Consider the following 23945-nt stretch of genomic DNA (forward strand, 5'->3'; position numbering starts at 1 on the left):
GAATATACCTACTTTGGAGTAATAAATGATCTAACATGGATCACATTGACTTTGATAATTTAACATTTATTGATCCAGATTAAGTTAGAACTTGCATTCAAAATCCTGGTTAAATTAATTCAGATCAATTTTGATATATTTTCAATGTGCAAGTACCTCCTGCTCATTGCTGATGGGTGATTGTTATCTGCACGCGATGCGCAGATAACAAACAGCGTTCATGCACGACGCTGAAGTCATAGCCAAAAATTACCGCAGCTTTACAAAGATATGCTTTTCCATACATCGCGCGATGCTGCCACTGTAGAGTTATCCAGGGTACAATTGCCCGCAAATGAACACCTGCAAAACTCAAGGAGAGTGCATGTCTATCACGGCGAAATCCGTTTACCGTGACACGGGAAACTTTTTCCGTAATCAATTCATTACCATCTTGCTGGTATCGTTGTTGTGCGCGTTTATCACAGTGGTGTTAGGGCATGCCTTTTCCCCCACTGACGCACAAATTGCGCAACTCAGTGAAGGCGATCAGTTAACCAGCAGCGTGGGGTTGTTCGATCTGGTGCAAAACATGACCCCGGAGCAACAGCAAATTTTGCTACGCGCTTCCGCGGCGTCTACGTTTTCCGGTCTGATTGGTAATGCCATCCTCGCCGGTGGTGTCATCCTGATGATTCAGCTGATTTCAGCAGGTCATCGGGTCAGCGCATTACGTGCCATCGGCGCCAGTGCGCCAGTGTTGCCAAAGCTGTTTATTCTGATTTTTTTGACTACTCTGCTGGTGCAAATCGGTATTATGCTGGTTGTTGTTCCCGGTATTCTGCTGGCCATCCTGCTGGCACTCGCACCTGTGATGTTGGTACAGGACAAAATGGGTGTCTTTGCCGCGATGCGCAACAGTATGCGTCTGGCGTGGTCGAATATGCGACTGGTTGCGCCGGCAGTAATCGGTTGGTTGCTGGCAAAAACGCTGCTGTTGCTTTTTGCGCCAAGTTTTGCAGTACTTACGCCGAATGTAGGCGCGGTATTGGCGAATACGCTGAGCAATATGATCTCCGCGGTGTTGCTGATCTATTTGTTCCGCCTGTACATGCTGATTCGCCAATAAACCCTGAACGCATTCCGGGCTTGTACCCGGTGCTTTTGATGACGGAATCGAAGAATGAAGCAGTTTCTTGATTTTTTACCGCTGGTTGTCTTTTTTGCTTTTTATAAGCTTTACGACATCTATGCGGCGACCTCGGCGCTGATTGTCGCGACGGCTGTAGTGTTGATTTACAGCTGGGTTCGCTATCGCAAGGTCGAGAAGATGGCGTTAATCACCTTTGTCCTGGTGGCCGTATTTGGTGGCCTGACTATTTTTTTCCACAACGATGAATTCATTAAGTGGAAAGTAACGGTGATTTACGGGCTGTTTGCTGGTGCATTGCTGGTAAGCCAGTGGGTGATGAAAAAGCCGCTGATCCAGCGCATGTTAGGTAAAGAACTGACCCTGCCGCAGCCAGTGTGGTCGAAACTAAATTTAGCCTGGGCAGTCTTTTTCATCCTGTGTGGTCTGGCGAATATCTATATTGCATTTTGGCTACCGCAGAACATTTGGGTCAACTTCAAAGTGTTCGGCCTGACCGCCCTGACTTTATTCTTTACGCTGCTGAGTGGAGTCTATATTTACCGTCATCTGCCGCAAGAAGATAAATCGTAATACATGCTCGCCAGATCTGCGGATCTGGCGAATTTTTATCCCCTCGCGTTCCATAGAGCTGACAACCTGACTTACATCTGCTCTGCATGCCGCATCCCCTCTGTTCTCGACGCACAAATTCTAGTAGCATCGCGCCTGTAATCTTTCTCTATAGTCGGTTCTACAATGACAACAACGAATAACACTCCCCAGGGTGAACTGGTTTTACGCACTCTGGCCATGCCTGCCGATACCAACGCGAACGGTGATATTTTTGGCGGCTGGCTGATGTCACAAATGGATATAGGTGGCGCGATTCAGGCCAAAGAGATCGCACATGGTCGTGTGGTAACGGTGCGGGTTGAAGGAATGAGCTTTTTGCGCCCGGTCGCCGTAGGTGATGTAGTGTGTTGCTATGCTCGCTGTGTGAAACGCGGGACAACCTCAATCAGCATCAATATTGAAGTTTGGGTGAAGAAAGTCGCTTCTGAACCTATTGGCCAGCGTTATAAGGCCACCGAAGCTCTGTTTATCTACGTTGCCGTTGATAAAGACGGGAAACCGCGTCCAATCCCCACGTTGGCCTGATAGCACACGCCAGTAATGCTATCCGGCAATCATCACTCTTGATCATTGCCGGACGGCCTGATGCTTACTCGATCTGCGTTGTGCCGTTTAATTTGAAAACAATATTCACCACGAGTCCGGAACCGGGTTTACCTGCTTCATAACGCCATCTACGCATCGCGTTTTTCACTTCACGCTCAAACATATTGGCAGGCTGTGCAGACAGGATCTCCACATTTTCAACCCGACCATCCGGCGTTACATTAAATTTGACCTTTACCCGCCCTTCAATGCGTAGCGCCTGAGCTCGCGCCGGATACTGAGGCTGATTACGGCTTAAAGCGCGTGGGCCCGATGGCGCACTGACCACCGGTTTGCTGGTAGTTGCCGGCGCGGTATTGGTCATTGTGCGCGTAGGTGCCGTATTTTCCAGCGGGGAGGCCGGCCGCGGTTCTGCTGGTTTAACATCGCGTTTCGGCTGCTCTTCCACCTTTTTCACCGGTTTTGGCTTCGGTTTAGGCTTGGGCTTCGGTTTTTCAATCACCACCGGCGCCTCTTTTGGTGGCTCTGGAATCGGCTCTGGTTCCGGTTCAGGCTCGACAACGGGTTCCGGCGGCGGCTGAACGGCCTGAGGTGGTTCGAGATCGGCAGGCGCGACCATCGTGACAGAGATCGGCTGCGCTGGCGCAGGCAGTTCAATAACCTGATGTACCGAGGTATACAGCAAACCAGCCACCACGGCACCATGAATGCCGACAGACAGTAACGTTGGCCAGGGAAAGCGACGAGGTAAATCAAGGGTCATTGAAGTCATAATCGTTTCAGTAAAAAAACCAGGCCCCGATTTTAAATGCAAATAGCAATCATATTCAATAAGCCCGTGGCGGTAACTGACATTTAGAACGCGATTTTATGATAAAAAACCACTTTCAGAGTATGGCCTTAACATATCAGTTATCTTTCCGTTGCAGTTGTTAGGCCTTTCCAATAACGTTATTAACGACTTTTACCGTTCAAGGAGTTCTACCCGTGCTGTATGTTATTTACGCCCAAGATATCGCAGACTCTCTCGAAAAACGTCTTTCCGTGCGCCCTGCTCATCTGGCTCGCCTGCAACTCCTTCATGACGAAGGTCGTTTGCTCACGGCGGGCCCCATGCCAGCGGTCGATAGTAACGATCCCGGTGCAGCGGGTTTTACCGGCTCAACGGTGATTGCCGAATTTGAATCTTTGGAGGCGGCACAGGCGTGGGCGGAAGCCGATCCGTATGTTGCAGCGGGCGTTTATGCTCAGGTTTCAGTAAAACCTTACAAAAAAGTATTTTAAAAACAGAACAAAAGCAGACATTGGGCACCGCCAGCGGTGCCCTTTTGGGATCAGATGCTGTGGATCGCAAACAGCAACGAGTTGCGTTGATGGTTGAGAATGCACTTTCTGATAGTGTGGATACGCATATTACGACGCGATTGTCCTTCAAGCCAACGTGCTTTACGGCGGCTAGCCTGACGCAGCATCCGCCAGCGTCCCACTTCCGTTCTACTACGCTTCATGTTTACTACTCTTTCAGTCACTGAGTGGCCATTATAACGCCACACCGAATGCAGACCAGCGGTTTTCCCGTGTTTTTATTTGCCAGATTAATCCTGATGCGTAAACTCTTAACAATACGCTTTCAAAAGGATTTTTAAATTTATGACAACCTTCTACACCGTGGTGAGTTGGCTGGTCATTCTGGGTTACTGGGTACTCATTGCTGGCGTAACATTACGCATTCTAATGAAACGACGCGCAGTGCCCTCCGCAATGGCCTGGCTTTTGATCATCTATATTCTGCCATTGGTAGGGATCATTGCTTATCTGTCCTTCGGTGAGCTCCACCTGGGTAAACGCCGCGCCGAACGCGCCCGGGCAATGTGGCCGTCAACGGCCAAGTGGCTGAACGATCTTAAAGCCTGTAAGCATATTTTTGCGCAGGAAAACAGCAGCGTCGCCTCCTCCTTATTTAAACTGTGCGAGCGTCGTCAAGGAATCGCCGGCGTTAAGGGAAATCAGCTGCAGCTGCTCACCAGTTCAGATGACGTGATGCAGGCATTAATCCGTGATATTCAGCTGGCGCGCCACAACATAGAGATGGTGTTCTACATCTGGCAGCCGGGTGGTATGGCCGATCAGGTAGCCGAGTCGTTAATGGCTGCCGCGAGGCGTGGCATTCACTGTCGCCTGATGCTGGACTCCGCCGGCAGCGTGGCATTCTTCCGCAGCCCTTGGGCGGCGATGATGCGTAACGCAGGCATCGAAGTTGTAGAGGCGCTGAAGGTGAACCTGATGCGTGTATTTTTACGCCGTATGGACCTGCGTCAGCACCGCAAAATGATCATGATCGACAACTACATTGCGTATACCGGCAGCATGAACATGGTCGATCCGCGCTTCTTCAAACAAGATGCAGGCGTTGGGCAATGGGTTGATTTAATGGCAAGAATGGAAGGCCCGGTAGCCACCGCTATGGGCATCGTCTATTCTTGCGACTGGGAAATTGAGACCGGAAAGCGCATTTTGCCCCCGCCACCGGACGTCAATATCATGCCGTTTGAGCAGGCCAGCGGGCACACCATTCACACAATTGCCTCGGGTCCTGGTTTCCCAGAAGACTTGATTCATCAGGCGCTGTTAACCGCAGCTTATTCAGCGCGCGAATATTTAATTATGACCACGCCTTACTTTGTTCCCAGCGACGATTTGCTGCATGCAATTTGTACGGCAGCACAGCGTGGGGTCGACGTCAGTATCATTCTTCCGCGTAAGAATGATTCCCTGCTGGTTGGCTGGGCAAGCCGGGCCTTTTTCACTGAGTTGCTGGCAGCTGGCGTTAAAATTTATCAGTTCGAAGGCGGCCTGCTGCATACCAAGAGCGTACTGGTCGATGGCGAGCTGAGCCTGGTCGGTACCGTTAACCTGGATATGCGCAGTCTGTGGCTCAATTTTGAAATCACGCTGGTCATTGACGATGCTGGATTCGGCGGCGATCTCGCCGCCGTGCAGGATGATTATATTTCGCGTTCCCGCCTACTTGATGCCCGTTTGTGGGTAAAACGACCACTCTGGCAGCGGATAGCAGAGCGACTGTTTTACTTCTTTAGTCCGTTGCTGTAAAACGTGCCCATCAGACAGTAAACAGGTAGTCATTATGGATATGGATTTGAACAATCGCCTGACCGAAGACGAAACGCTTGAGCAGGCTTACGACATTTTTCTCGAACTGGCTGCGGATAACCTCGATCCGGCAGATATCATTCTGTTCAATTTGCAGTTTGAAGAACGCGGCGGTGCCGAGTTATTCGATCCGGCAGAAGACTGGCAGGAGCATGTTGATTTTGACCTGAACCCTGATTTCTTTGCCGAAGTGGTGATTGGTCTGGCAGATACAGAAGACGGCGAGATTAACGATATTTTTGCGCGCGTTTTATTATGTCGCGAAAAAGATCATAAGCTCTGCCATATTCTCTGGCGCGAATAATCAAACAAAAAAGCTGCTCTCGCAGCTTTTTTCATTTTTAGCCCGGTAGTTTGCTTCCGCAACGGTTACAAAACTGCGCGCTATGTTCGTGCTGCGCCTGCTGACACTGGGGACATTTTCGTTGGTGCCCGCGATGCTGGAACGCACTGCTCATGTGCGTGGTAATCAATCCCGTCGGTATCGCAATCACCGAGTAACCAATCAGGATAAGCACGGACGCCACCATTCGCCCCAACGGGGTGTGCGGGGTGATATCGCCATAGCCGACGGTGGTTACAGTAACAATCGCCCAATACACCGACGCATTCAGCGTAGTAAATCCATATTTTGGCCCTTCAATCAGATACATCATCGCACCAAAAACCACCATCAGAATGGCGATAAAGGAATAGAACAACATCAGCTGATGTCGGGCACTTTTTAACGCATTCCAGAACACCCGTAGAGAAGGCATAAAGCGCAACAGCTTGAGAATACGCAGGACGCGCAGGACACGCATCGCCCGCCAGGCGAAAACATAACTCAGACTGATTTCCGGCCATAGCCACATCACATACAGCGGCAGAATGGTGGCAAGGTCAACTATCCCCCAGAAACTAAACACATATTTGGCGGGATTGGCCCAACAGCATAAGCGCAGAAGATATTCGAGAGTAAAGACCAGAGTAATAAAGATCTCCAGCCAGACAAAAACGCGCCATTCCTCAAAGGTTAAATGGTATTGCGTCCCTACTCCGGACTCAATGAAGATAACAATAACGCTGAGCAAGGCGAATAGCGCGCACATACCTTCAAAGCGACGCCCTGAACGGGTGTTTAAATCGAATAATTTGCGAAAGAGCGCGCGGCGGACAGAAGAGACTAAACCTGGCACAGATACCTCACCAAAAAAAGGGCTGACTTTTGTCAGCCCTCGGAATTATAGCGGGTCTACTTTCAGGCAGGAAACTGCGTGTCGGAAACTTCCTTCGAGAACCGGGCGCGTTTTTGCGCATTCCGGCCCTGCAATCGGGCAGCGCGTACGGAACACGCAACCGGAAGGAGGGTTAATCGGGGACGGTAACTCGCCTTCCAGCAACTGGATAACCTTGTTCCTTTCCTGATCCGGATCGGGGATCGGCACCGCAGACATCAGCGCTTTGGTATAAGGATGCAGCGGGTTATGGTACACCTCGTCATAGGTCCCTAATTCCACCGCATGTCCGAGATACATAACCAGCACACGGTCGGAGATATGTTTAACCACCGCGAGGTCGTGGGCAATGAAGATTAACGATAATCCCATTTCTCGCTGAAGTTGTTGCAGCAGGTTAACCACCTGGGCCTGGATTGACACGTCCAGCGCCGAAACGGGTTCATCGCAGATAATCAACTTCGGTTCGAGGATCAGCGCGCGGGCAATACCAATACGCTGACACTGGCCACCTGAAAACTCATGTGGGTAGCGGTTAATCAGGTTGGGCAGTAATCCTACCTTCATCATCATCGCTTTCACACGATCGCGGACTTCCTGACCAGGAAGATTCGGATGATAAGTACGCAGCGGTTCGGCAATGATTTCACCAATGGTCATGCGCGGGTTTAACGATGCCAGCGGATCCTGGAAAATCATCTGGATATCGCTGCGTACTTCCCGCCACTCATCGGGTTTCATACCCAGTAAATCTTTACCCAGCCAGGCAACCTTTCCATCGGTGGCCTTCACCAGGCCGATAATCGCACGGGCAAAGGTCGATTTCCCGCAGCCTGATTCACCGACCACGCCCAGGGTTTCGCCCTCATACAGTCGCAGGGTTACGCCATCAACTGCCTTAAGGGTTTTAGATGGTTGCCAGAACCACTGTTTGCCATCTTTAATATCGAAATGGACTTTAAGGTCAGCAATCTCAAGGAGCACTTTACGTTGTTCGGTTACCGCATTCATACCAGTTCCTCCACCGGCTTAAAGCAGGCGCGCAAACGGCCTGGACTAAATTCCTCCAGTGGCGGAGCACTGCTACAGATTTCCATCGCATGCGGGCAACGCGGCTGGAAGGGACAGCCTTTTGGCAGACGCAGCAGGTTCGGTGGGTTGCCCGGGATCGTGAGCATCTCTTCCCCTTCTGCATCCAGACGAGGTACGGCATTCAGCAAACCAATCGAATACGGATGAACGGGCTTATAAAAGACATCCCGCGCACTGCCGTATTCCATCGTACGACCGGCGTACATCACCAGAACTTTATCGCAAATACCGGCAACAACCCCCAGATCGTGGGTGATCATGATAATCGCGGTGTTGAATTCGCTTTTCAGTTCATTCAGCAGCGTCATGATTTGCGCCTGTACCGTCACATCGAGCGCAGTGGTCGGTTCATCGGCTATCAGTAATTTGGGCCTGCACAGCAACGCCATTGCGATCATAACGCGCTGACGCATACCACCGGAGAATTCATGCGGATACATTTTCATGCGCTTACGCGCTTCCGGCATTTTCACCGCATCCAGCATTCTGACCGACTCTTCAAAAGCTTCCGCTTTGCTCATGCCTTTATGCAGCATCAGAACTTCCATCAACTGCTCCCCGACCCGCATGTACGGATTGAGAGACGTCATCGGGTCCTGGAAAATCATCGAGATTTGCTCGGCGCGCAGTTTGTTCAGTTCACGTTCCGGTAAGTTCAGAATTTCACGTCCGTTGAACGTAGCGGAGCCCCCGATACGACCATTAGCCGCCAGCAGGCCCATCAGGGCAAAGGCCGTTTGCGATTTACCTGAGCCGGATTCTCCGACAATACCCAGCGTTTCTCCAGCTCGCAGAGAAAAGTTTAAATCGTTGACCGCAGTTACATCGCCGTCGGGGGTAGCGAACGTCACACGCAAATCTTTTACGTTCAGCAGTGCGTTAGCCTGTTGTTGCGCGAGCGGCGCGGTTGAGGTTTCAATTACGCTCATGGCTGCACTCCTTAACGGTCTTTCGGGTCGAGGGCATCACGCAAGCCATCGCCAATAAAGTTAAAACAGAACAAAGTGACCACCAGGAAACCTGCCGGAAAAAGCAGCAGCCATGGTGAGACTTCCATTGAGTTGGCACCATCACTGAGCAGAGCGCCCCAGCTACTTAACGGCTCCTGCGTACCTAATCCCAAAAAGCTCAGGAAGGACTCAAACAGGATCATGCTCGGCACCAGCAATGAAGCGTATACCACCACCACACCCAGCACGTTCGGCACAATATGGCGGATAACGATACGCACGGTAGACACCCCACCCACTTGCGCCGCTTCAATAAACTCTTTGCGCTTGAGGCTCAGCGTTTGTCCACGCACGATACGCGCCATATCCAGCCAGGAGACCATCCCGATAGCGACAAAAATCAGCAGGATATTTTGACCAAAGAAGGTGACCAGCAGGATCACGAAGAACATGAACGGGAAGGAGTTGAGAATTTCCAGCAGACGCATCATCACCGAGTCGATTTTTCCGCCGAGGTAGCCCGACAGAGAACCGTACAGTGTACCGACAACCACCGCGACCAACGCCGCCGCAATGCCGACCATTAGCGAGATGCGCCCGCCAATCGCCACGCGTACCAACAGGTCACGTCCCGACGAGTCAGTACCGAAATAGTGGCCTGATTCCGTATCCGGCGCGCTGGACATCATGCCCCAGTCAGTATCGAAGTAGGTAAACTGCGACAGCATCGGCGCGAGCGTCACGAACAGCGCAATAATTACCAGCACCACCAGGCTTGCTACCGCAGCTCGGTTATGCATAAAGCGTCGACGCGCGTCCTGCCACAGGCTGCGGCCTTCGACCTCCAGCTTTTCACTGAAATTCTCCAGCGCTTCGCTGTTTTTCTTACTTAACATCATAGCGAGCTCCAGTATCAGTAACGAATTTTCGGGTCGATAACGGCATAAAGCACATCGACAATCGCGTTAAACACGATGGTCAGAGTACCCACCAGTATGGTCAGACTCAGAACCAGCGAATAGTCGCGGTTTAACGCGCCATTGACGAACAACTGACCAATGCCAGGTAAACCATAGATGGTTTCAATAACCATCGAACCAGTGATAATGCCGACAAATGCCGGTCCCATATAGGACAGCACTGGCAACAGCGCAGGTTTTAACGCATGGCGGAAAATAATCCGCCGCATCGGCAGCCCTTTGGCGCGCGCGGTACGAATAAAGTTAGAGTGCAGCACTTCAATCATCGAACCGCGAGTAATACGAGCGATACTGGCGATGTAGGCCAGTGACAAGGCCACCATTGGCAGGATCATAAATTTCAACGCCCCACCGTTCCAGCCCCCGCCGGGCAGCCATTTCAAAGTTATGGCAAATATCATGACCAATAAGGGAGCGACCACGAAACTGGGGATAACTACCCCAGTCATTGCCACCCCCATCACCGTGTAATCCCAACGTGTATTTTGCTTCAGCGCGGCTATCACCCCGGCGCTAACGCCGACGAGTACCGCCAGAATAAAGGCTGCCGCACCCAGCTTCGCAGAAACCGGAAAACTCGAAGCAACGAGGTCGTTAACCGTGTAGTCTTTATATTTAAAGGATGGTCCAAAATCGCCATGCGCCAGCTGTTTCAGATAGCTGAAATACTGCGTCGAGATAGGATCGTTAAGATGATATTTCGCTTCAATATTCGCCAGCACCTCTGGCGGTAACGCGCGTTCCCCGGTGAATGGGCTTCCGGGCGCAAGGCGCATCATAAAGAATGAAATCGTAATAAGAATAAACAGCGTCGGAATCGCTTCCAGACAGCGACGTAATATGAATTTTAACATTGCCCGTACCTTCTGGCGTGTGCCTTTATACCTCTTTAACCCCGACGTTCAGGTAAAGCGGTATTAATAGTTCGAAGAAAAAAGACACTGTGGGGCAAAAATGATTGCCCCACGTCTTGCCATTAATGCTTGATAATATACAAGTCTTTAACGTGGATATTATCCATCGGGTCTTTACCGGAGTATCCGCCAACCCATGGTTTCACCAGGCGGGCATTGACATAGTAATAAACCGGTACAATCGCAGAATCTTTATCCAGCTGCTGTTCCGCTTTCGAATACAGTTCGCTGCGCTGCGCTTCATCAGTCACTTTCAGCGTATCCGCAATCAGCTTATCAAATGCCGGGCTCTTATAGTGGACGGTATTATTGGAGCTGTCGGACAGCACCATATTCAGGAAGGACGTCGGTTCGTTATAGTCCGCACACCAGCCCGCACGTGAAACATCATAGTTGCCCTGATGGCGCGTATCGAGGAACGTTTTCCATTCCTGGTTTTCCAGCTTCACATTAGCACCCAGATTTTTCTTCCAGATAGATGCCGCGGCAATAGCCAGCTTCTTATGCAGATCTGAAGTGTTATACAGCAGGTCAAAGGTCAGCGGTTTCTCAGCGGTATATCCGGCCTCAGCCAGCAGTTTCTTCGCTTCTTCATTACGTTTTTCCTGAGACCACTTGAACCACTCTGGCTCAACCAGTTTCGCGCCATCGGTGTATGGAGGAGTAAAGCTATACGCCGGCAGGTCACCCTGGTTTTTCACTTTATTGACGATAATGTCACGATCCAACGCCAGCTTCAGGGCGGTACGAACACGAACATCGTTGAACGGTGCTTTCTGGTTGTTGATTTCGTAATAATAGGTGCACAGATACGGGTCAACGTGGACTTCGTTCGGGATCTCTTTTTTCAGTTTCTGGAATAACTCAATCGGCATGTTGTTATAGGTCATGTCGATTTCACCGCTGCGATAGCGGTTAACGTCAGTCACTTCAGAAGAAATAGGCAGGTAGGTTACCTGGTTAATAACCGTTTTGGCGTTGTCCCAATAGTTGGTATTACGCTCAAGCACAATGCGCTCGTTCACAACCCAGTCTTTCAGTTTATACGCACCGTTAGTAATGATGTTAGCGGGCTGGGTCCACTTCTCGCCGAATTTTTCAACAGCAGCTCTAGGAACTGGTGAAACGGAAGAGTGCACAAGCAGTTTGTAGAAATAAGGAACAGGTTCACTGAGGGTGACTTCAAAAGTATGATCGTCGAGAGCTTTTACACCGAGATCGGTGATCGGTTTTTTACCGGCGATAATATCATCAATATTGACGATGTGACCGTACTGCAAATAACTGGCGTACGGTGATGCAGTATTTGGATTAGCCAAACGTTGCCAGCTATACACGAAATCTTGCGCGGTAACAGGCGTGCCGTCAGACCACTTAGCATCTTTACGCAGATGGAATGTCCAGACTTTAAAATCTTTATTTTCCCATTTTTCAGCCACGCCCGGCGATGGTTTGCCATCGACATCACTGATTAATAAACCTTCAAACAGGTCACGGTTAATGTTGGATTCAGGTACACCTTCGATTTTGTGGGGATCGAGTGACTGCACTTCCGAACCGTTATTACGCACCAGAGTCTGCTTTTCAGCAAGCTGCACACCCGCTGGCACTACTGCCGCCGTGGCAACATTTCCAGCGACTAGCGCAGTTAAGATCCCCGCAGCTACTAAACTTTTTTTAGTGATGTTAGTCATTGTGTTGTACTCCCTCATTATTATGGCTGGTTTTTTAACCAGACTGTTAATCCTGTCAGGATCACTGTACGGCACCGGAGATTTTCTGCCGTCAGGTCGTTTTTTGTTTTACTGCTTGCTATCACCGACTTTATTTATTCTGGCGGTTCGTATGACTGCCTTACGTCGATTATCTACGTGCCTCCCCTGCCGGAAACACGCTATTACCCTGTTGAGAGAAACTAACTGCAAATGATTCTCATCAACGTGAATTCTTCTGCATAATACCTGGCCGGAAAATATCAAATGCGTTTCTTAACCGCCAATACATTTTACAAATTTGTTAACCAATTCTCTTTTATTGGAAATAAATCTCACAAAGAAAGTCTTACGAATGAAGGTTTTCTATAATAAACCCATGAAAAACAATAAATTACATCAAGTCAGGTGTTAACTACCCTGTCAGGTGTCAACACCACGTCAAAATGCACATAAATTTAACAATTGGTTATTAATTAGCACATTCAACTGAAAAAAACGCTGAAATAACTAATAACATTTCGATAATCCTTCAGCAAGCCCCAGAGTATGATGTTAATTAAATAACAGCGATATCAGGCTCTCTCTGGCAGATGGATGAGCGTTACATTCATAAAATCAATGAATAAACAAATGAATAACCATCAGCATTTTTTATTATCACTATGCTGATTTTCAACTTTAGTGAGAAGTTTTACTGATAATGAAAGGAAACGGAGCCGGGACCGACTCCGTTTGTACAGAAGAGAGATATCAGGCCAGCAAACCAGGGAAAATGGATTTGATACCTGTAACAATGAATTCGATACCCAAGGCCATTAACAGTAGCCCCATAATACGCGTAATGACGTTGATGCCAGTTTGTCCCAACAGTCGTACCAGCCATGGCGCCATGCGAAACAGCCCCCAGCAGCACAGGGCAAACAGCGCAATCGCGACAAAAAAGCCAAACAGGTTAATCGCACTGTGATATCGCGTACCCCAAACAATAGTTGAGCTTATCGCCCCCGGTCCCGCCATCAACGGCAATGCCAACGGTACAACGCCGATACTCTCACGGATTGCGGTTTCTGATTTTTCCTGTTTGTTTTGTTTATCTTCCCCTAGTTTTCCGCTAATCATTGACATCGCGATAGTCACAACCAGAATGCCGCCGGCAATCCTGAACGAATCTATTGAGATACCGAAAAGTTGCAGAATACCATCACCAAGAAACAGCGAAGTCCACAGAATGATAGCGACCGACAGGTTTGCCGTAAGGTTGGTTTTGTTTCGCGCTGCAGCAGTTTGATAACTGGTCATACTGATAAAGACAGGGATGATCCCTACCGGGTTGACCAACGCAAATAACCCAATGAAAAATTTAAAATAGACAGGAAAATCAAATAGCGTTTGGATCACGGTTAGCTCCGAAGCGTTAGCCGGATAAAATGAGTCATAAAAATTGATAAAATCCGCGCTGAAGATACGCCTTTTGTCAGCATACTTCACCTTCTATCTTCGTATATCTACGTAAATACGCTACCAATACTCAGTGTTATTAATATGTATTAATTATGCTAACGTTATTAGCATTCATTACGTCAATTTATTAACACTTGACGAGAAACGCTAAAAGGGCCTGCTGAAAGGTGTCAGCTTTGCGAATTTTTGATCCAGATCACGCAATTACTACTCAGAAGTGAGTAATCTTGCTTACGCCACCTGGAGGTAACGCGTTAGAGTTAACTGGCACTAGCGTACAAGCTCTTTTAGTAAATCAAAGTAAAGTGGACGTTAATTAACCGTTTGATTTTCAAACCGTTACACAAATTTTCGTCGGTCTGTCTATACTCTCGTATCGAGCAGATGATTTACTAAAAAAGTTTAACATTATCAGGAGAGCATCATGGCTGTTACTAATGTCGCTGAACTTAACGCACTTGTAGAGCGCGTAAAAAAAGCCCAGCGTGAATATGCCAGTTTCACTCAAGAACAGGTTGACAAAATCTTCCGCGCCGCCGCTCTGGCTGCCGCAGACGCTCGAATCCCTCTCGCGAAAATGGCCGTTGCCGAATCCGGCATGGGTATTGTCGAAGATAAAGTGATCAAAAACCACTTTGCTTCTGAATACATTTACAACGCTTACAAAGATGAAAAAACCTGTGGTGTGCTGTCTGAAGACGACACTTTCGGTACCATTACCATTGCGGAACCAATTGGTATCATCTGCGGTATCGTTCCAACCACTAACCCAACTTCTACCGCTATCTTCAAATCGCTGATCAGCCTGAAGACCCGTAACGCCATCATCTTCTCTCCGCATCCGCGTGCAAAAGATGCAACTAACAAAGCAGCAGACATCGTTCTGCAAGCTGCAATCGCTGCTGGCGCACCGAAAGATCTGATCGGCTGGATCGATCAACCTTCCGTTGAACTGTCTAATGCGCTGATGCACCACCCGGACATCAACCTGATCCTTGCGACCGGTGGTCCAGGCATGGTTAAAGCGGCATACAGCTCCGGTAAACCGGCTATCGGCGTAGGCGCAGGTAACACCCCTGTTGTTATCGACGAAACCGCTGATATCAAACGTGCTGTTGCATCTGTTCTGATGTCTAAAACCTTCGATAACGGCGTAATATGTGCTTCTGAGCAGTCTGTCGTCGTGGTTGACTCTGTATATGATGCAGTACGTGAGCGTTTTGCGACTCACGGCGGCTACATGCTGCAGGGCAAAGAGTTGAAAGCAGTCCAGGACGTTATCCTGAAAAATGGCGCACTGAACGCAGCTATCGTTGGTCAGCCGGCATACAAGATTGCTGAACTGGCAGGCTTCTCCGTACCAGAAACCACTAAGATTCTGATCGGTGAAGTGACGGTTGTCGATGAAAGCGAACCGTTTGCGCATGAAAAACTGTCTCCGACACTGGCAATGTACCGTGCGAAGGACTTCGAAGACGCAGTCATTAAAGCTGAAAAACTGGTTGCGATGGGCGGTATCGGTCATACCTCTTGCCTGTATACTGACCAGGACAACCAGCCAGAACGTGTTGCTTACTTCGGCCAGATGATGAAAACCGCACGTATCCTGATCAACACCCCAGCTTCTCAGGGTGGTATCGGTGACCTGTACAACTTCAAACTCGCACCTTCCCTGACTCTGGGTTGTGGTTCCTGGGGTGGTAACTCCATCTCTGAAAACGTTGGTCCTAAACACCTGATCAACAAGAAAACCGTTGCTAAGCGAGCTGAAAACATGTTGTGGCACAAACTTCCGAAATCTATCTACTTCCGTCGTGGCTCTCTGCCAATCGCACTGGATGAAGTGATTACCGATGGTCACAAACGTGCGCTGATCGTGACCGACCGCTTCCTGTTCAACAACGGTTATGCAGACCAGATCACCTCCGTTCTGAAAGCTGCTGGTGTTGAAACCGAAGTGTTCTTTGAAGTTGAAGCTGACCCGACTCTGACCGTTGTTCGCAAAGGTGCTGAGCTGGCTAACTCCTTCAAACCAGACGTAATCATCGCGCTGGGCGGCGGTTCCCCGATGGACGCCGCGAAAATCATGTGGGTTATGTACGAGCACCCGGAAACTCACTTCGAAGAACTGGCGCTGCGCTTTATGGACATCCGTAAACGTATCTACAAGTTCCCGAAAATGGGTGTGAAAGCGAAGATGGTCGCCGTCACCACCACTTCCGGTACCGGTTCTGAAGTGACTCCGTTTGCGGTTGTTACTGACGATGCAACTGGGCAGAAATACCCGCTGGCAGACTATGCGCTGACTCCGGATATGGCGATTGTTGACGCCAACCTGGTGATGGATATGCCGAAGTCCCTGTGTGCGTTCGGTGGTCTCGATGCCGTCACTCACGCTCTGGAAGCTTACGTTTCCGTACTGGCTTCTGAGTTCTCCGACGGTCAGGCTCTGCAAGCGCTGAAACTGCTGAAAGAAAACCTGCCGGCGTCCTACCATGAAGGTTCTAAGAACCCGGTAGCACGTGAGCGTGTACACAGTGCAGCAACCATCGCCGGTATCGCGTTTGCTAACGCCTTCCTGGGTGTATGTCACTCAATGGCGCACAAACTGGGTTCTCAGTTCCACATTCCTCACGGTCTGGCGAACGCCCTGCTGATCAGCAACGTTATTCGTTATAACGCGAACGACAACCCGACTAAACAGACTGCATTCAGCCAGTACGACCGTCCGCAGGCACGCCGTCGCTACGCTGAAATCGCAGACCATCTGGGTCTGAGCGCACCGGGCGACCGTACTGCCGCGAAAATCCAGAAACTGCTGGGCTGGCTGGAAGAAATCAAAGCTGAGCTGGGTATTCCTAAGTCTATCCGTGAAGCTGGCGTTCAGGAAGCTGACTTCCTGGCACACGTGGACAAACTGTCTGAAGATGCGTTTGATGACCAGTGTACTGGTGCAAACCCACGTTACCCGCTGATTGCTGAACTGAAACAGATCCTGCTGGATACATACTACGGTCGTGAGTACAGCGAAGGCCAGACTACCGCTAAGACTGAAGCAGTAGCTGCACCGAAAGCAGAAAAGAAAGCGAAGAAATCCGCTTAATTTTCTCAGATAAGTTTTAGTTTCACCATAAACGGTCCCAGTTGGGACCGTTTTTTTTCGTCTTGTGTTATGAAAATTGAGTGATCCCCAATTTAACCATGTGAATAGAATGGCACGGTAAGAGATGTATTCAGGAAGATGTGAGAATAGCCGTCAGAAGAGAGTCTGACAGGGTAGAGGACATTGACGAATGTCCCGGCCTACCCTGTATTTATAAGCGCTCAGAAGCCTGCAGGGTTAATCGTGGCTGTGTCGTTCTTGTATCGCCGTCAGAGAGCCCTCAGACTGCGCCTGTTTGTAGTGTTTACGGCATACCGACACATAGCGTTCATTCCCGCCAATAACCACCTGCTCGCCCTCGTTATAGGGCCTTCCAGACTGATCAAGACGTAAAACCATGCTGGCCTTACGCCCACAGAAACAAATGGTTTTTAATTCAACGAGCTTATCAGACCACGCAAGCAGGTATTCGCTGCCGCCAAATAATTCACCACGGAAATCTGTGCGTAAGCCATAGCACAACACGGGAATATCCAGCCGATCGACAACTTCAGATAATTCATAAACCTGTTGTCGAGTCAGAAACTGTGACTCATCAACCAGTACACAGTGAATTCTTTGCTGCTCATTTTCAGCACGAATCTCTTCGTACAATGATGAATTTTGGTTAAACAATTTTGCAGGCGACGACAGACCTATACGTGAACTTACTTTTCCAGCACCAAAACGGTCATCAATTTCCGCTGTATATACAACAGCACGCATCCCACGTTCCTGATAATTGTACGAAGATTGCAGCAATGCAGTCGACTTACCGGCATTCATTGCAGAATAGTAAAAATATAGCTGTGCCATTGACCGAAGGCCCTCACATGGGGAAATAAATATGCGCGGGATTGTATCATATTTCATGAAAGTGTCGGTGTAGCGTTGCGCCCAAAGGCGTATAAATGCGCGGGCAAGCCCGCTCAGTGCCGCCTGAATTTCAGTAACAGGTTGTGAGAGAGCATACAACCATCGACCATACAGCCCAAGCTCGGACGCGTATATACACTCTCTTTCACAAATAGTGCTCATGAAATTTATCAATGTCACTTATCATCATACGGCAATAAAGAAACCCTTCCCATATTGTTATTGAATCTACCCACTCTCAGCATGTATTAGCGAATTCACGTAAGCAAAACTAATACAAAAGGTTGAAATCACTGCAAAGAGATACTATTTGTACACCATAAAATGTGACCTGAATCTTGAATTTCTACTCTCAACCGCTGAGAAGCCCCCTCGCCAATAAGCCTTTTTTATGCCCAACATCATGGGGAATTTAAGACAGGAGAATTAATTCTGTTACTAAATAAAGCGCAATTTTGAATTCCTTACATTCCTGGCTATTGCACAACTGAATTTATCGCTCTATTATTAGCTCAACAAACCACCCCAATATAAGTTTGAGATTACTACAATGAGCGAAGCACTTAAAATTCTGAACAACATCCGTACTCTTCGTGCGCAGGCAAGAGAATGCACTCTGGAAACGCTTGAGGAAATGCTGGAAAAATTAGAAGTTGTAGTTAGCGAGCGTCGCGAAGAAGAAAGCGCTGCTGCGGCTGAAGTTGAAGAACGCACTCGTAAACTGCAACAATATCGTGAAATGCTGATCGCTGACGGCATTGATCCGAACGAACTGCTGAATAGCATGGCTGCTGTTAAATCTGGCACCAAAGCTAAACGCGCTGCACGTCCGGCTAAATATAGCTATGTTGACGAAAACGGTGAAACTAAAACCTGGACTGGCCAGGGTCGTACGCCGGCAGTGATCAAAAAAGCGATGGAAGAGCAAGGTAAACAACTGGACGATTTCCTGATCAAGGAATAATTCAGAAATACTTTGCTTAAAATCCCGCCATTGGCGGGATTTTTTTTACTGGTACTTCGCTCAGCCTTACCCGGATTAGGTATAAAAAAATGGCGCTGTTAATACAGCGCCGTTCTGACCAGATAATGCCAGAAGGTTACTTCTTAATACCCATCTCGTCTTCCAGCCAGGCTTTAAATTCAGCGCCGAGAGTATTATGGCGAATACCATATTCGACGAACGCCTGCATATAGCCCAGTTTATTACCACAGTCATGGCTTTTGCCCTTCATGTGATAAGCTTCAACCGTCTCTTTTTCAATCAGCATATCGATTGCATCTGTCAACTGAATTTCATCACCCGCTCCCGGAGGCGTTTTAGCCAGCAGAGGCCAGATATCGGCACTAAGAACGTAACGACCCACAACGGCCAGATTAGAAGGCGCTACGTCAGCTTTTGGTTTTTCAACCACGCCAACCATCGGGACACTTTCGCCCGGGGATAATTCAACGCCTTTACAATCAACAACACCATAAGCCGTAACATCTTCTACCGGCTCAACCATAATCTGGCTGCTACCTGTTTCATCAAAGCGATGAATCATTTCGGCAAGGTTGTCGCGGGATAAATCAGATTCGTATTCGTCAAGAATTACGTCCGGCAGGATTACAGCAACCGGTTCATCGCCAACCACAGGGTGCGCGCACAATACTGCGTGGCCCAGACCTTTTGCCAGACCCTGACGCACCTGCATAATAGTCACATGCGGCGGGCAAATAGATTGCACTTCTTCCAGCAGCTGACGTTTTACACGTTTTTCCAGCATCGCTTCAAGTTCAAAGCTGGTATCGAAGTGGTTTTCAATAGAATTTTTAGACGAGTGAGTTACAAGTACAATTTCAGTGATGCCCGCAGCAATACATTCGTTTACGACGTACTGAATTAATGGCTTATCAACCAACGGTAGCATCTCTTTCGGGATTGCTTTCGTAGCCGGTAACATCCTGGTTCCTAATCCCGCAACTGGGATAACGGCTTTTTTGACTTTTGAATTAAGGGCAGCCATTTAAAACTCTCCTGGACTGTTCATGTATTGAACGTGTTCATCATTCTGTATCGCATCCGAGTATATCAGTACAGCGACAAACTTCTGGTCTGAAAAGGACGCGCGTCGGTATAATTAAGATAAATACGAATAAATCTGGCGCTGATAGTAGCACTCACAGCACAGGGAGGGTGAACCAATTTCATTTGCACGCCTCTCAATTGTTCATTCCGCAGACAACATCAAGCGCAGGCGCCCTCCCGCCCCCCATATTTGGCATTGCCATGACTCACAATGTTGGCTCAACTGATTAAGATACGTATTACCTAAGGTACCCAGCGGAACGCCATTGCTGATTTGCACTTGGTGGAAACCTGTATTTAATGTCGCATTCAGCCCTGCAGATACCAGAATCAGATTTTTTAATCCGCTGTGGTAATACCCCACCAGCAAGGGAAACTGCCCTGGTAAATTTGCTTGCCGCAACAAATGATTTACCTGTTTCAATAACGTACCTAACTCCGGCAACCGCTGATTTTGTTGTGTCAGTTGCTCCTGCAGTAAACCATTAAATAGCGCCCGCAATAATAATGCAGCCAAAACGCCATTATCCCCTGCCCGCGTCACATCAAGGCAATAGAATGCAAGGTCATGATCCGACAGCGGCGCAATATCCAGCACCAGCCCCGGTTGGTCGGCTACTACCAATTGTCGATAGTTAATGCGGCAGTGCGAAATCACTTGCGACACTGGAGGCTGTAATTCTTTTAGCAGCTTCGCGGCGGCGGCAGGATCGTCCACCATCGCATCCCAGTCGCGAAACAGCCGCTCTTCTTCTTCCACGCGTGAATTAAACATGTTGGGATAAAGACATGCAAAGACGGTTTCTCTCAAGCGATTAAGGTCTTTCACCGGCTTCAATAGGACATCATCCACCCCGAGTCGTAGCGCTTTGGCTATGTCGGACATGTTTTCCGTCGCAGAAATCACCAGTATCGGGGTCTGATCGCCACGATTGCGTAGATACTCAACCAGTTTGAGGCCGTTCATTCTTGGCATAGCCAGATCGCAAATCATCAGATCTGGTGTGAAGTGTCCAAGTAGTTCAAGTGCTTCAAGCCCGTCGCCAGCCACCGCCGTTGTCGCTCCCAAAGAGGAAAACCATGAGTCCATGAGTGAGCGAAATACCGGCTCATCCTCAACGATAAGAATCTGTTTTCCGACCAATGGCTGCGTCATATTCTCCCCCCTGACTGGCTTTAATAAATAGTGGCATGCTATTGCCACTCACGCCTGTCAGAATTTGCTTAAGTGTTGATAAAAAATGCGTTAGACGTTGGTTTTCACCAGGGGTAGAAGTTCATCCATTTTCTTCTCGACCGCCAACTGCCCGGCAGCAATTGCTGCACTGGCGCGGTGAAAATCCAGCGTGGATATTTGTGGACAAAACGGCTGAATCAGTATGTCTGGAGGGTCGCCGGCCATGCGGTTACGTTTCAGACGATTTTCCAGAACCTGAATAGACGTCGTCATGATCTCCATCGCCGTCGGTGCCGTGACCGCACGCCTGGCCGTAATGTTGCTCAATCGCTCTTTCAGGCGGGCATGCCATGAAAGCTCGTCAGCATCATTACCCGATTCGGCATCGCTATTGACGTTGAAGGAGAGTAAATCTTGTTGCATGAGATGCGCATCGTGTTGCAGGTCGACCGCGATAACAATATCGGCCCCCAACGCACGAGTCAGGGATACTGGGACGGGATTCACCACCGCGCCATCGACCAGCCAGTAACCATTATGCGCCACGGGAGACATCAGACCAGGAATACTACAGGAGGCTCGGACAGCCAGATGCAAATCACCTTCGGTAAACCACAGCTCCCGCCCCGTACTCAGATTAGTAGCAACTGTTGCGAAACGGCGTGTGCATTGCTCAATTGCTTCTACCGGCATGACATTACGGTACTGATTGAATACCCGTTCACCGCGCAGTAAACCTCCCCTGCGCCACGAGAGATCCATCAGCCGTAAAACATCCCAATAGCTGAAAGAACATACCCACTTTTCAAGAGCAGGCAACTTGTTGCAGGCGTAGGCAGCGCCAACCAGCGAACCGATGGAGCACCCTGCCACGATATCAACATCGATGCCCATATGCTTAAGGGCTTTAATAACCCCAATATGCGACCAACCTCGCGCCGCGCCGGAACCTAGCGCCAGCCCAATTTTTATTTTTCTCATTATACGTACAAACTTCCCCTGGCTTGCAGACGTAGCAACATCGCTACCGCTCAGTTAACATAGTGCCACTCTGGCGTTTTTACGCCGTTTTTATATTCCAGGGAGTACTTTGTGTCTCAGCTTTGTCCCTGTGGTAGCGCTGTCGAGTATAGCCTATGTTGCTACCGTTATGTGTCCGGCGCGCAAGTAGCACCTACGCCGTCACACCTCATGCGTTCTCGTTACTGTGCTTTTGTGATGAAAGACGCAGATTACCTGATCAAAACCTGGCATCCAGATTGTCATGCGGCCTCGTTTCGCGACGACATTATCGCAGGATTTAGTCATACAGAATGGCTCGGACTGACCGTTTTTGAACAAGAGACGGCAGACACAGAAGATATCGGCTATGTCAGTTTTGTCGCGCGGTTTTCTGAACAAGGTAAAACAGGTGCAATTATCGAGCGCTCTCGTTTTTTAAAAGAAAACGGTCAGTGGTACTATATAGACGGTACACGCCCTCAAATTGGACGAAACGATACCTGCCCTTGTGGCTCCGGTAAAAAATTTAAAAAGTGCTGCGGCTAATCAACGCCCGACAGTATCAATTTTGCAAACATTCTCAACAGGATCACCGCTGCAAATGCATTCATTACAAAGAAAAGTGCTGCGTACTATTTGCCCGGACCAAAAAGGTCTGATCGCGCGCATTACGAATATCTGTTACAAGCATGAACTGAACATCGTGCAGAACAATGAGTTTGTGGACCACCGCACCGGACGCTTTTTTATGCGCACCGAACTGGAGGGCATTTTTAACGACGTCACGCTGCTTGCCGATCTGGACAGCGCCTTACCTGAAGGCTCAATTCGTGAATTAACCCCAGCAGGCCGCCGCCGCATCGTCATTTTGGTCACTAAGGAAGCGCATTGCCTGGGCGATCTGTTAATGAAGGCCAATTATGGCGGGCTGGATGTTGAAATCGCCGCGGTGATCGGCAATCACGAGACGTTGCGTCCTCTGGTTGAACGGTTTGATATTCCGTTTGAGCTGGTCAGCCATGAAGGTTTAACACGTGACGAACATGATCAGAAAATGGCTGACGCTATCGACGCCCACCAGCCGGACTATGTCGTGCTGGCTAAATACATGCGCGTTCTGACCCCGACATTTGTTTCACGCTTCCCAAATAAAATTATCAATATTCACCATTCATTCCTGCCAGCATTCATTGGTGCTCGCCCGTACCATCAAGCTTATGAGCGCGGCGTGAAAATCATCGGCGCGACGGCCCACTACGTAAATGATAACCTTGATGAAGGCCCAATCATTATGCAGGACGTGATCCATGTTGATCACACCTACACTGCCGAAGATATGATGCGCGCGGGTCGCGACGTTGAAAAAAATGTTTTAAGCCGTGCGCTGTATCAGGTTCTGGCTCAGCGCGTCTTTGTTTACGGTAACCGAACGATTATTCTGTAATCGATTGATAAGTTAATTGGTTACCTTTACATCTTTACGTGTAAAAATCAGGCAACCAGTTCTTTTTTATCAACGGAATGCTTTACAGGGGCGCATCATTTGATATGATGCGCCCCGCTTCCAACGGAAGCAGGCCAGTAATTAGCATTACCCCGTGGTGGGGTTCCCGAGCGGCCAAAGGGAGCAGACTGTAAATCTGCCGTCATCGACTTCGAAGGTTCGAATCCTTCCCCCACCACCATTTTTTACTACAGCGATGTAGTTATCCCGGTGAGCAATACAGAAGTTTGCACTTGTCGGGGAAGGGTGAGAACCTTCGATTAAGGTTCGACTCGAGCGAAAGCGAGAGAACGTTGCCAACGGCAACGGCCCGAAGGGTAAGGAGCGAAGCGACGAATAATCCTTCCCCCACCACCATTCATTCTTTTAGACTCACAAAATTA

23 protein-coding genes, 1 tRNA gene, 1 other RNA gene and 1 pseudogene are annotated in these 23945 nt (G+C 49.0%); 13 read left to right on the plus strand and 13 right to left on the minus strand.

Going from position 1 to position 23945, the window contains the following annotated elements:
• Positions 1-249: 249 nt before the first annotated feature.
• The 4 genes and pseudogenes from E6P06_RS28005 to yciA form a co-directional block, all read left to right on the plus strand.
• Positions 250-336, plus strand: a pseudogene (locus tag E6P06_RS28005) (YkgJ family cysteine cluster protein); the annotation flags it as partial.
• 28 nt (positions 337-364) lie between these two features.
• Positions 365-1108: a YciC family protein gene (locus E6P06_RS16265; protein WP_003020663.1), complete on the plus strand. Its 744-nt coding sequence runs from the start codon at positions 365-367 to the stop codon at positions 1106-1108.
• A gap of 54 nt (positions 1109-1162) precedes the next feature.
• The gene (locus tag E6P06_RS16270; protein WP_003020667.1) at positions 1163-1702 is read left to right on the plus strand and encodes a septation protein A; all 540 of its coding nucleotides are present in this window, start codon (positions 1163-1165) and stop codon (positions 1700-1702) included.
• A gap of 165 nt (positions 1703-1867) precedes the next feature.
• Positions 1868-2269 (plus strand): acyl-CoA thioester hydrolase YciA, encoded by a 402-nt coding sequence (gene yciA / locus E6P06_RS16275; RefSeq protein ID WP_003020670.1) that lies wholly within the window; start codon positions 1868-1870, stop codon positions 2267-2269.
• A 64-nt stretch (positions 2270-2333) separates the two neighbouring features.
• On the opposite strand, the gene tonB is transcribed toward yciA, so the two are convergent.
• Complete coding sequence (tonB, locus tag E6P06_RS16280) at positions 2334-3062, minus strand: TonB system transport protein TonB (RefSeq protein WP_168150127.1); 729 nt, start codon at positions 3060-3062, stop codon at positions 2334-2336.
• A gap of 215 nt (positions 3063-3277) precedes the next feature.
• On the opposite strand from tonB, the gene E6P06_RS16285 reads away from it, so the two are divergent.
• Positions 3278-3574 carry a YciI family protein gene (locus E6P06_RS16285; protein WP_003020675.1) on the plus strand — a complete coding sequence of 99 codons (297 nt, stop codon included), beginning with the start codon at positions 3278-3280 and terminating at the stop codon, positions 3572-3574.
• A 50-nt stretch (positions 3575-3624) separates the two neighbouring features.
• Here E6P06_RS16285 and E6P06_RS16290 read toward each other — a convergent pair whose 3' ends face one another.
• A complete protein-coding gene (locus E6P06_RS16290; RefSeq protein ID WP_003020684.1) occupies positions 3625-3798 on the minus strand; it encodes a YciY family protein in 174 nt (57 codons plus the stop codon).
• A 142-nt stretch (positions 3799-3940) separates the two neighbouring features.
• On the opposite strand from E6P06_RS16290, the gene cls reads away from it, so the two are divergent.
• Together cls and E6P06_RS16300 are read left to right on the plus strand one after the other, a co-directional pair.
• Positions 3941-5401: a cardiolipin synthase gene (gene cls, locus E6P06_RS16295; protein ID WP_003020687.1), complete on the plus strand. Its 1461-nt coding sequence runs from the start codon at positions 3941-3943 to the stop codon at positions 5399-5401.
• A 34-nt stretch (positions 5402-5435) separates the two neighbouring features.
• Positions 5436-5765 carry an HI1450 family dsDNA-mimic protein gene (locus E6P06_RS16300; protein WP_003020691.1) on the plus strand — a complete coding sequence of 110 codons (330 nt, stop codon included), beginning with the start codon at positions 5436-5438 and terminating at the stop codon, positions 5763-5765.
• Positions 5766-5802: 37 nt separating this feature from the next.
• Here the strand turns inward: E6P06_RS16300 and E6P06_RS16305 are convergent, their stop codons facing one another.
• From E6P06_RS16305 to ychE, 7 genes are all read right to left on the minus strand, one after another.
• Complete coding sequence (locus E6P06_RS16305) at positions 5803-6639, minus strand: ion transporter (protein ID WP_003020693.1); 837 nt, start codon at positions 6637-6639, stop codon at positions 5803-5805.
• A gap of 45 nt (positions 6640-6684) precedes the next feature.
• The gene (oppF, locus tag E6P06_RS16310; protein WP_003020696.1) at positions 6685-7689 is read right to left on the minus strand and encodes a murein tripeptide/oligopeptide ABC transporter ATP-binding protein OppF; all 1005 of its coding nucleotides are present in this window, start codon (positions 7687-7689) and stop codon (positions 6685-6687) included.
• Complete coding sequence (gene oppD / locus E6P06_RS16315) at positions 7686-8699, minus strand: murein tripeptide/oligopeptide ABC transporter ATP-binding protein OppD (RefSeq protein WP_003833364.1); 1014 nt, start codon at positions 8697-8699, stop codon at positions 7686-7688. Before oppD ends, oppF begins: the two co-directional genes overlap by 4 nt.
• Before the next feature lie 11 nt (positions 8700-8710).
• Positions 8711-9619 carry an oligopeptide ABC transporter permease OppC gene (gene oppC / locus E6P06_RS16320; RefSeq protein WP_003020701.1) on the minus strand — a complete coding sequence of 303 codons (909 nt, stop codon included), beginning with the start codon at positions 9617-9619 and terminating at the stop codon, positions 8711-8713.
• A 14-nt stretch (positions 9620-9633) separates the two neighbouring features.
• Positions 9634-10554, minus strand: a complete 921-nt coding sequence (gene oppB, locus E6P06_RS16325) for an oligopeptide ABC transporter permease OppB (protein ID WP_003020708.1) — start codon at positions 10552-10554, stop codon at positions 9634-9636.
• 122 nt (positions 10555-10676) lie between these two features.
• Positions 10677-12308: an oligopeptide ABC transporter substrate-binding protein OppA gene (gene oppA, locus E6P06_RS16330; protein WP_003844005.1), complete on the minus strand. Its 1632-nt coding sequence runs from the start codon at positions 12306-12308 to the stop codon at positions 10677-10679.
• Between the two features lie 771 nt (positions 12309-13079).
• Positions 13080-13727: an NAAT family transporter YchE gene (ychE, locus tag E6P06_RS16340; protein ID WP_003020714.1), complete on the minus strand. Its 648-nt coding sequence runs from the start codon at positions 13725-13727 to the stop codon at positions 13080-13082.
• A gap of 487 nt (positions 13728-14214) precedes the next feature.
• On the opposite strand from ychE, the gene adhE reads away from it, so the two are divergent.
• Positions 14215-16893 carry a bifunctional acetaldehyde-CoA/alcohol dehydrogenase gene (gene adhE / locus E6P06_RS16345; protein WP_003020717.1) on the plus strand — a complete coding sequence of 893 codons (2679 nt, stop codon included), beginning with the start codon at positions 14215-14217 and terminating at the stop codon, positions 16891-16893.
• A 237-nt stretch (positions 16894-17130) separates the two neighbouring features.
• Here the strand turns inward: adhE and tdk are convergent, their stop codons facing one another.
• Complete coding sequence (gene tdk / locus E6P06_RS16350; protein WP_003020720.1) at positions 17131-17748, minus strand: thymidine kinase; 618 nt, start codon at positions 17746-17748, stop codon at positions 17131-17133.
• Between the two features lie 610 nt (positions 17749-18358).
• Between tdk and hns the strand changes: the two genes are divergently transcribed.
• Positions 18359-18772, plus strand: coding sequence for a histone-like nucleoid-structuring protein H-NS (gene hns / locus E6P06_RS16355; protein ID WP_003020723.1), 414 nt, complete (start codon positions 18359-18361; stop codon positions 18770-18772).
• Between the two features lie 136 nt (positions 18773-18908).
• Here hns and galU read toward each other — a convergent pair whose 3' ends face one another.
• From galU to rssA, 3 genes are all read right to left on the minus strand, one after another.
• On the minus strand, positions 18909-19817 hold the full coding sequence (galU, locus tag E6P06_RS16360; protein WP_003020727.1) for a UTP--glucose-1-phosphate uridylyltransferase GalU: 909 nt from the start codon (positions 19815-19817) through the stop codon (positions 18909-18911).
• 204 nt (positions 19818-20021) lie between these two features.
• Positions 20022-21035: a two-component system response regulator RssB gene (rssB, locus tag E6P06_RS16365; RefSeq protein WP_139935457.1), complete on the minus strand. Its 1014-nt coding sequence runs from the start codon at positions 21033-21035 to the stop codon at positions 20022-20024.
• A 90-nt stretch (positions 21036-21125) separates the two neighbouring features.
• Positions 21126-22037: a patatin-like phospholipase RssA gene (rssA, locus tag E6P06_RS16370; protein ID WP_003020732.1), complete on the minus strand. Its 912-nt coding sequence runs from the start codon at positions 22035-22037 to the stop codon at positions 21126-21128.
• 111 nt (positions 22038-22148) lie between these two features.
• Here rssA and E6P06_RS16375 point away from each other — a divergent pair, with 111 nt between their 5' ends.
• From E6P06_RS16375 to E6P06_RS16390, 4 genes are all read left to right on the plus strand, one after another.
• Positions 22149-22604 carry a YchJ family protein gene (locus tag E6P06_RS16375; RefSeq protein WP_016150345.1) on the plus strand — a complete coding sequence of 152 codons (456 nt, stop codon included), beginning with the start codon at positions 22149-22151 and terminating at the stop codon, positions 22602-22604.
• Positions 22605-22659: 55 nt separating this feature from the next.
• Entirely contained in the window at positions 22660-23502 is an 843-nt protein-coding gene (gene purU / locus E6P06_RS16380) for a formyltetrahydrofolate deformylase (RefSeq protein WP_003020737.1), read from the plus strand.
• Between the two features lie 156 nt (positions 23503-23658).
• Positions 23659-23743: transfer RNA gene (locus tag E6P06_RS16385), tRNA-Tyr, on the plus strand.
• 44 nt (positions 23744-23787) lie between these two features.
• Positions 23788-23919: non-coding RNA, RtT sRNA (locus E6P06_RS16390), on the plus strand.
• The last annotated feature ends 26 nt before the right edge of the window (positions 23920-23945 follow it).

Source organism: Citrobacter sp. CF971 (genome assembly GCF_006385635.1).
Classification (GTDB): Bacteria; Pseudomonadota; Gammaproteobacteria; order Enterobacterales; family Enterobacteriaceae; genus Citrobacter; species Citrobacter freundii.

What these genes read in the sequence shown, in the direction of transcription:
- E6P06_RS16270 (WP_003020667.1), top strand. Translation starts at nt 1,163, where the DNA reads ATGAAGCAGTTTCTTGATTTTTTACCGCTGGTTGTCTTTTTTGCTTTT.
- galU (WP_003020727.1), bottom strand. Translation starts at nt 19,817, where the DNA reads ATGGCTGCCCTTAATTCAAAAGTCAAAAAAGCCGTTATCCCAGTTGCG.
- hns (WP_003020723.1), top strand. Translation starts at nt 18,359, where the DNA reads ATGAGCGAAGCACTTAAAATTCTGAACAACATCCGTACTCTTCGTGCG.
- oppA (WP_003844005.1), bottom strand. Translation starts at nt 12,308, where the DNA reads ATGACTAACATCACTAAAAAAAGTTTAGTAGCTGCGGGGATCTTAACT.
- oppD (WP_003833364.1), bottom strand. Translation starts at nt 8,699, where the DNA reads ATGAGCGTAATTGAAACCTCAACCGCGCCGCTCGCGCAACAACAGGCT.
- yciA (WP_003020670.1), top strand. Translation starts at nt 1,868, where the DNA reads ATGACAACAACGAATAACACTCCCCAGGGTGAACTGGTTTTACGCACT.
- adhE (WP_003020717.1), top strand. Translation starts at nt 14,215, where the DNA reads ATGGCTGTTACTAATGTCGCTGAACTTAACGCACTTGTAGAGCGCGTA.
- rssB (WP_139935457.1), bottom strand. Translation starts at nt 21,035, where the DNA reads ATGACGCAGCCATTGGTCGGAAAACAGATTCTTATCGTTGAGGATGAG.
- cls (WP_003020687.1), top strand. Translation starts at nt 3,941, where the DNA reads ATGACAACCTTCTACACCGTGGTGAGTTGGCTGGTCATTCTGGGTTAC.
- tdk (WP_003020720.1), bottom strand. Translation starts at nt 17,748, where the DNA reads ATGGCACAGCTATATTTTTACTATTCTGCAATGAATGCCGGTAAGTCG.
- purU (WP_003020737.1), top strand. Translation starts at nt 22,660, where the DNA reads ATGCATTCATTACAAAGAAAAGTGCTGCGTACTATTTGCCCGGACCAA.
- oppB (WP_003020708.1), bottom strand. Translation starts at nt 10,554, where the DNA reads ATGTTAAAATTCATATTACGTCGCTGTCTGGAAGCGATTCCGACGCTG.
- E6P06_RS16265 (WP_003020663.1), top strand. Translation starts at nt 365, where the DNA reads ATGTCTATCACGGCGAAATCCGTTTACCGTGACACGGGAAACTTTTTC.
- rssA (WP_003020732.1), bottom strand. Translation starts at nt 22,037, where the DNA reads ATGAGAAAAATAAAAATTGGGCTGGCGCTAGGTTCCGGCGCGGCGCGA.
- oppC (WP_003020701.1), bottom strand. Translation starts at nt 9,619, where the DNA reads ATGATGTTAAGTAAGAAAAACAGCGAAGCGCTGGAGAATTTCAGTGAA.
- E6P06_RS16300 (WP_003020691.1), top strand. Translation starts at nt 5,436, where the DNA reads ATGGATATGGATTTGAACAATCGCCTGACCGAAGACGAAACGCTTGAG.
- tonB (WP_168150127.1), bottom strand. Translation starts at nt 3,062, where the DNA reads ATGACTTCAATGACCCTTGATTTACCTCGTCGCTTTCCCTGGCCAACG.
- oppF (WP_003020696.1), bottom strand. Translation starts at nt 7,689, where the DNA reads ATGAATGCGGTAACCGAACAACGTAAAGTGCTCCTTGAGATTGCTGAC.
- E6P06_RS16290 (WP_003020684.1), bottom strand. Translation starts at nt 3,798, where the DNA reads ATGAAGCGTAGTAGAACGGAAGTGGGACGCTGGCGGATGCTGCGTCAG.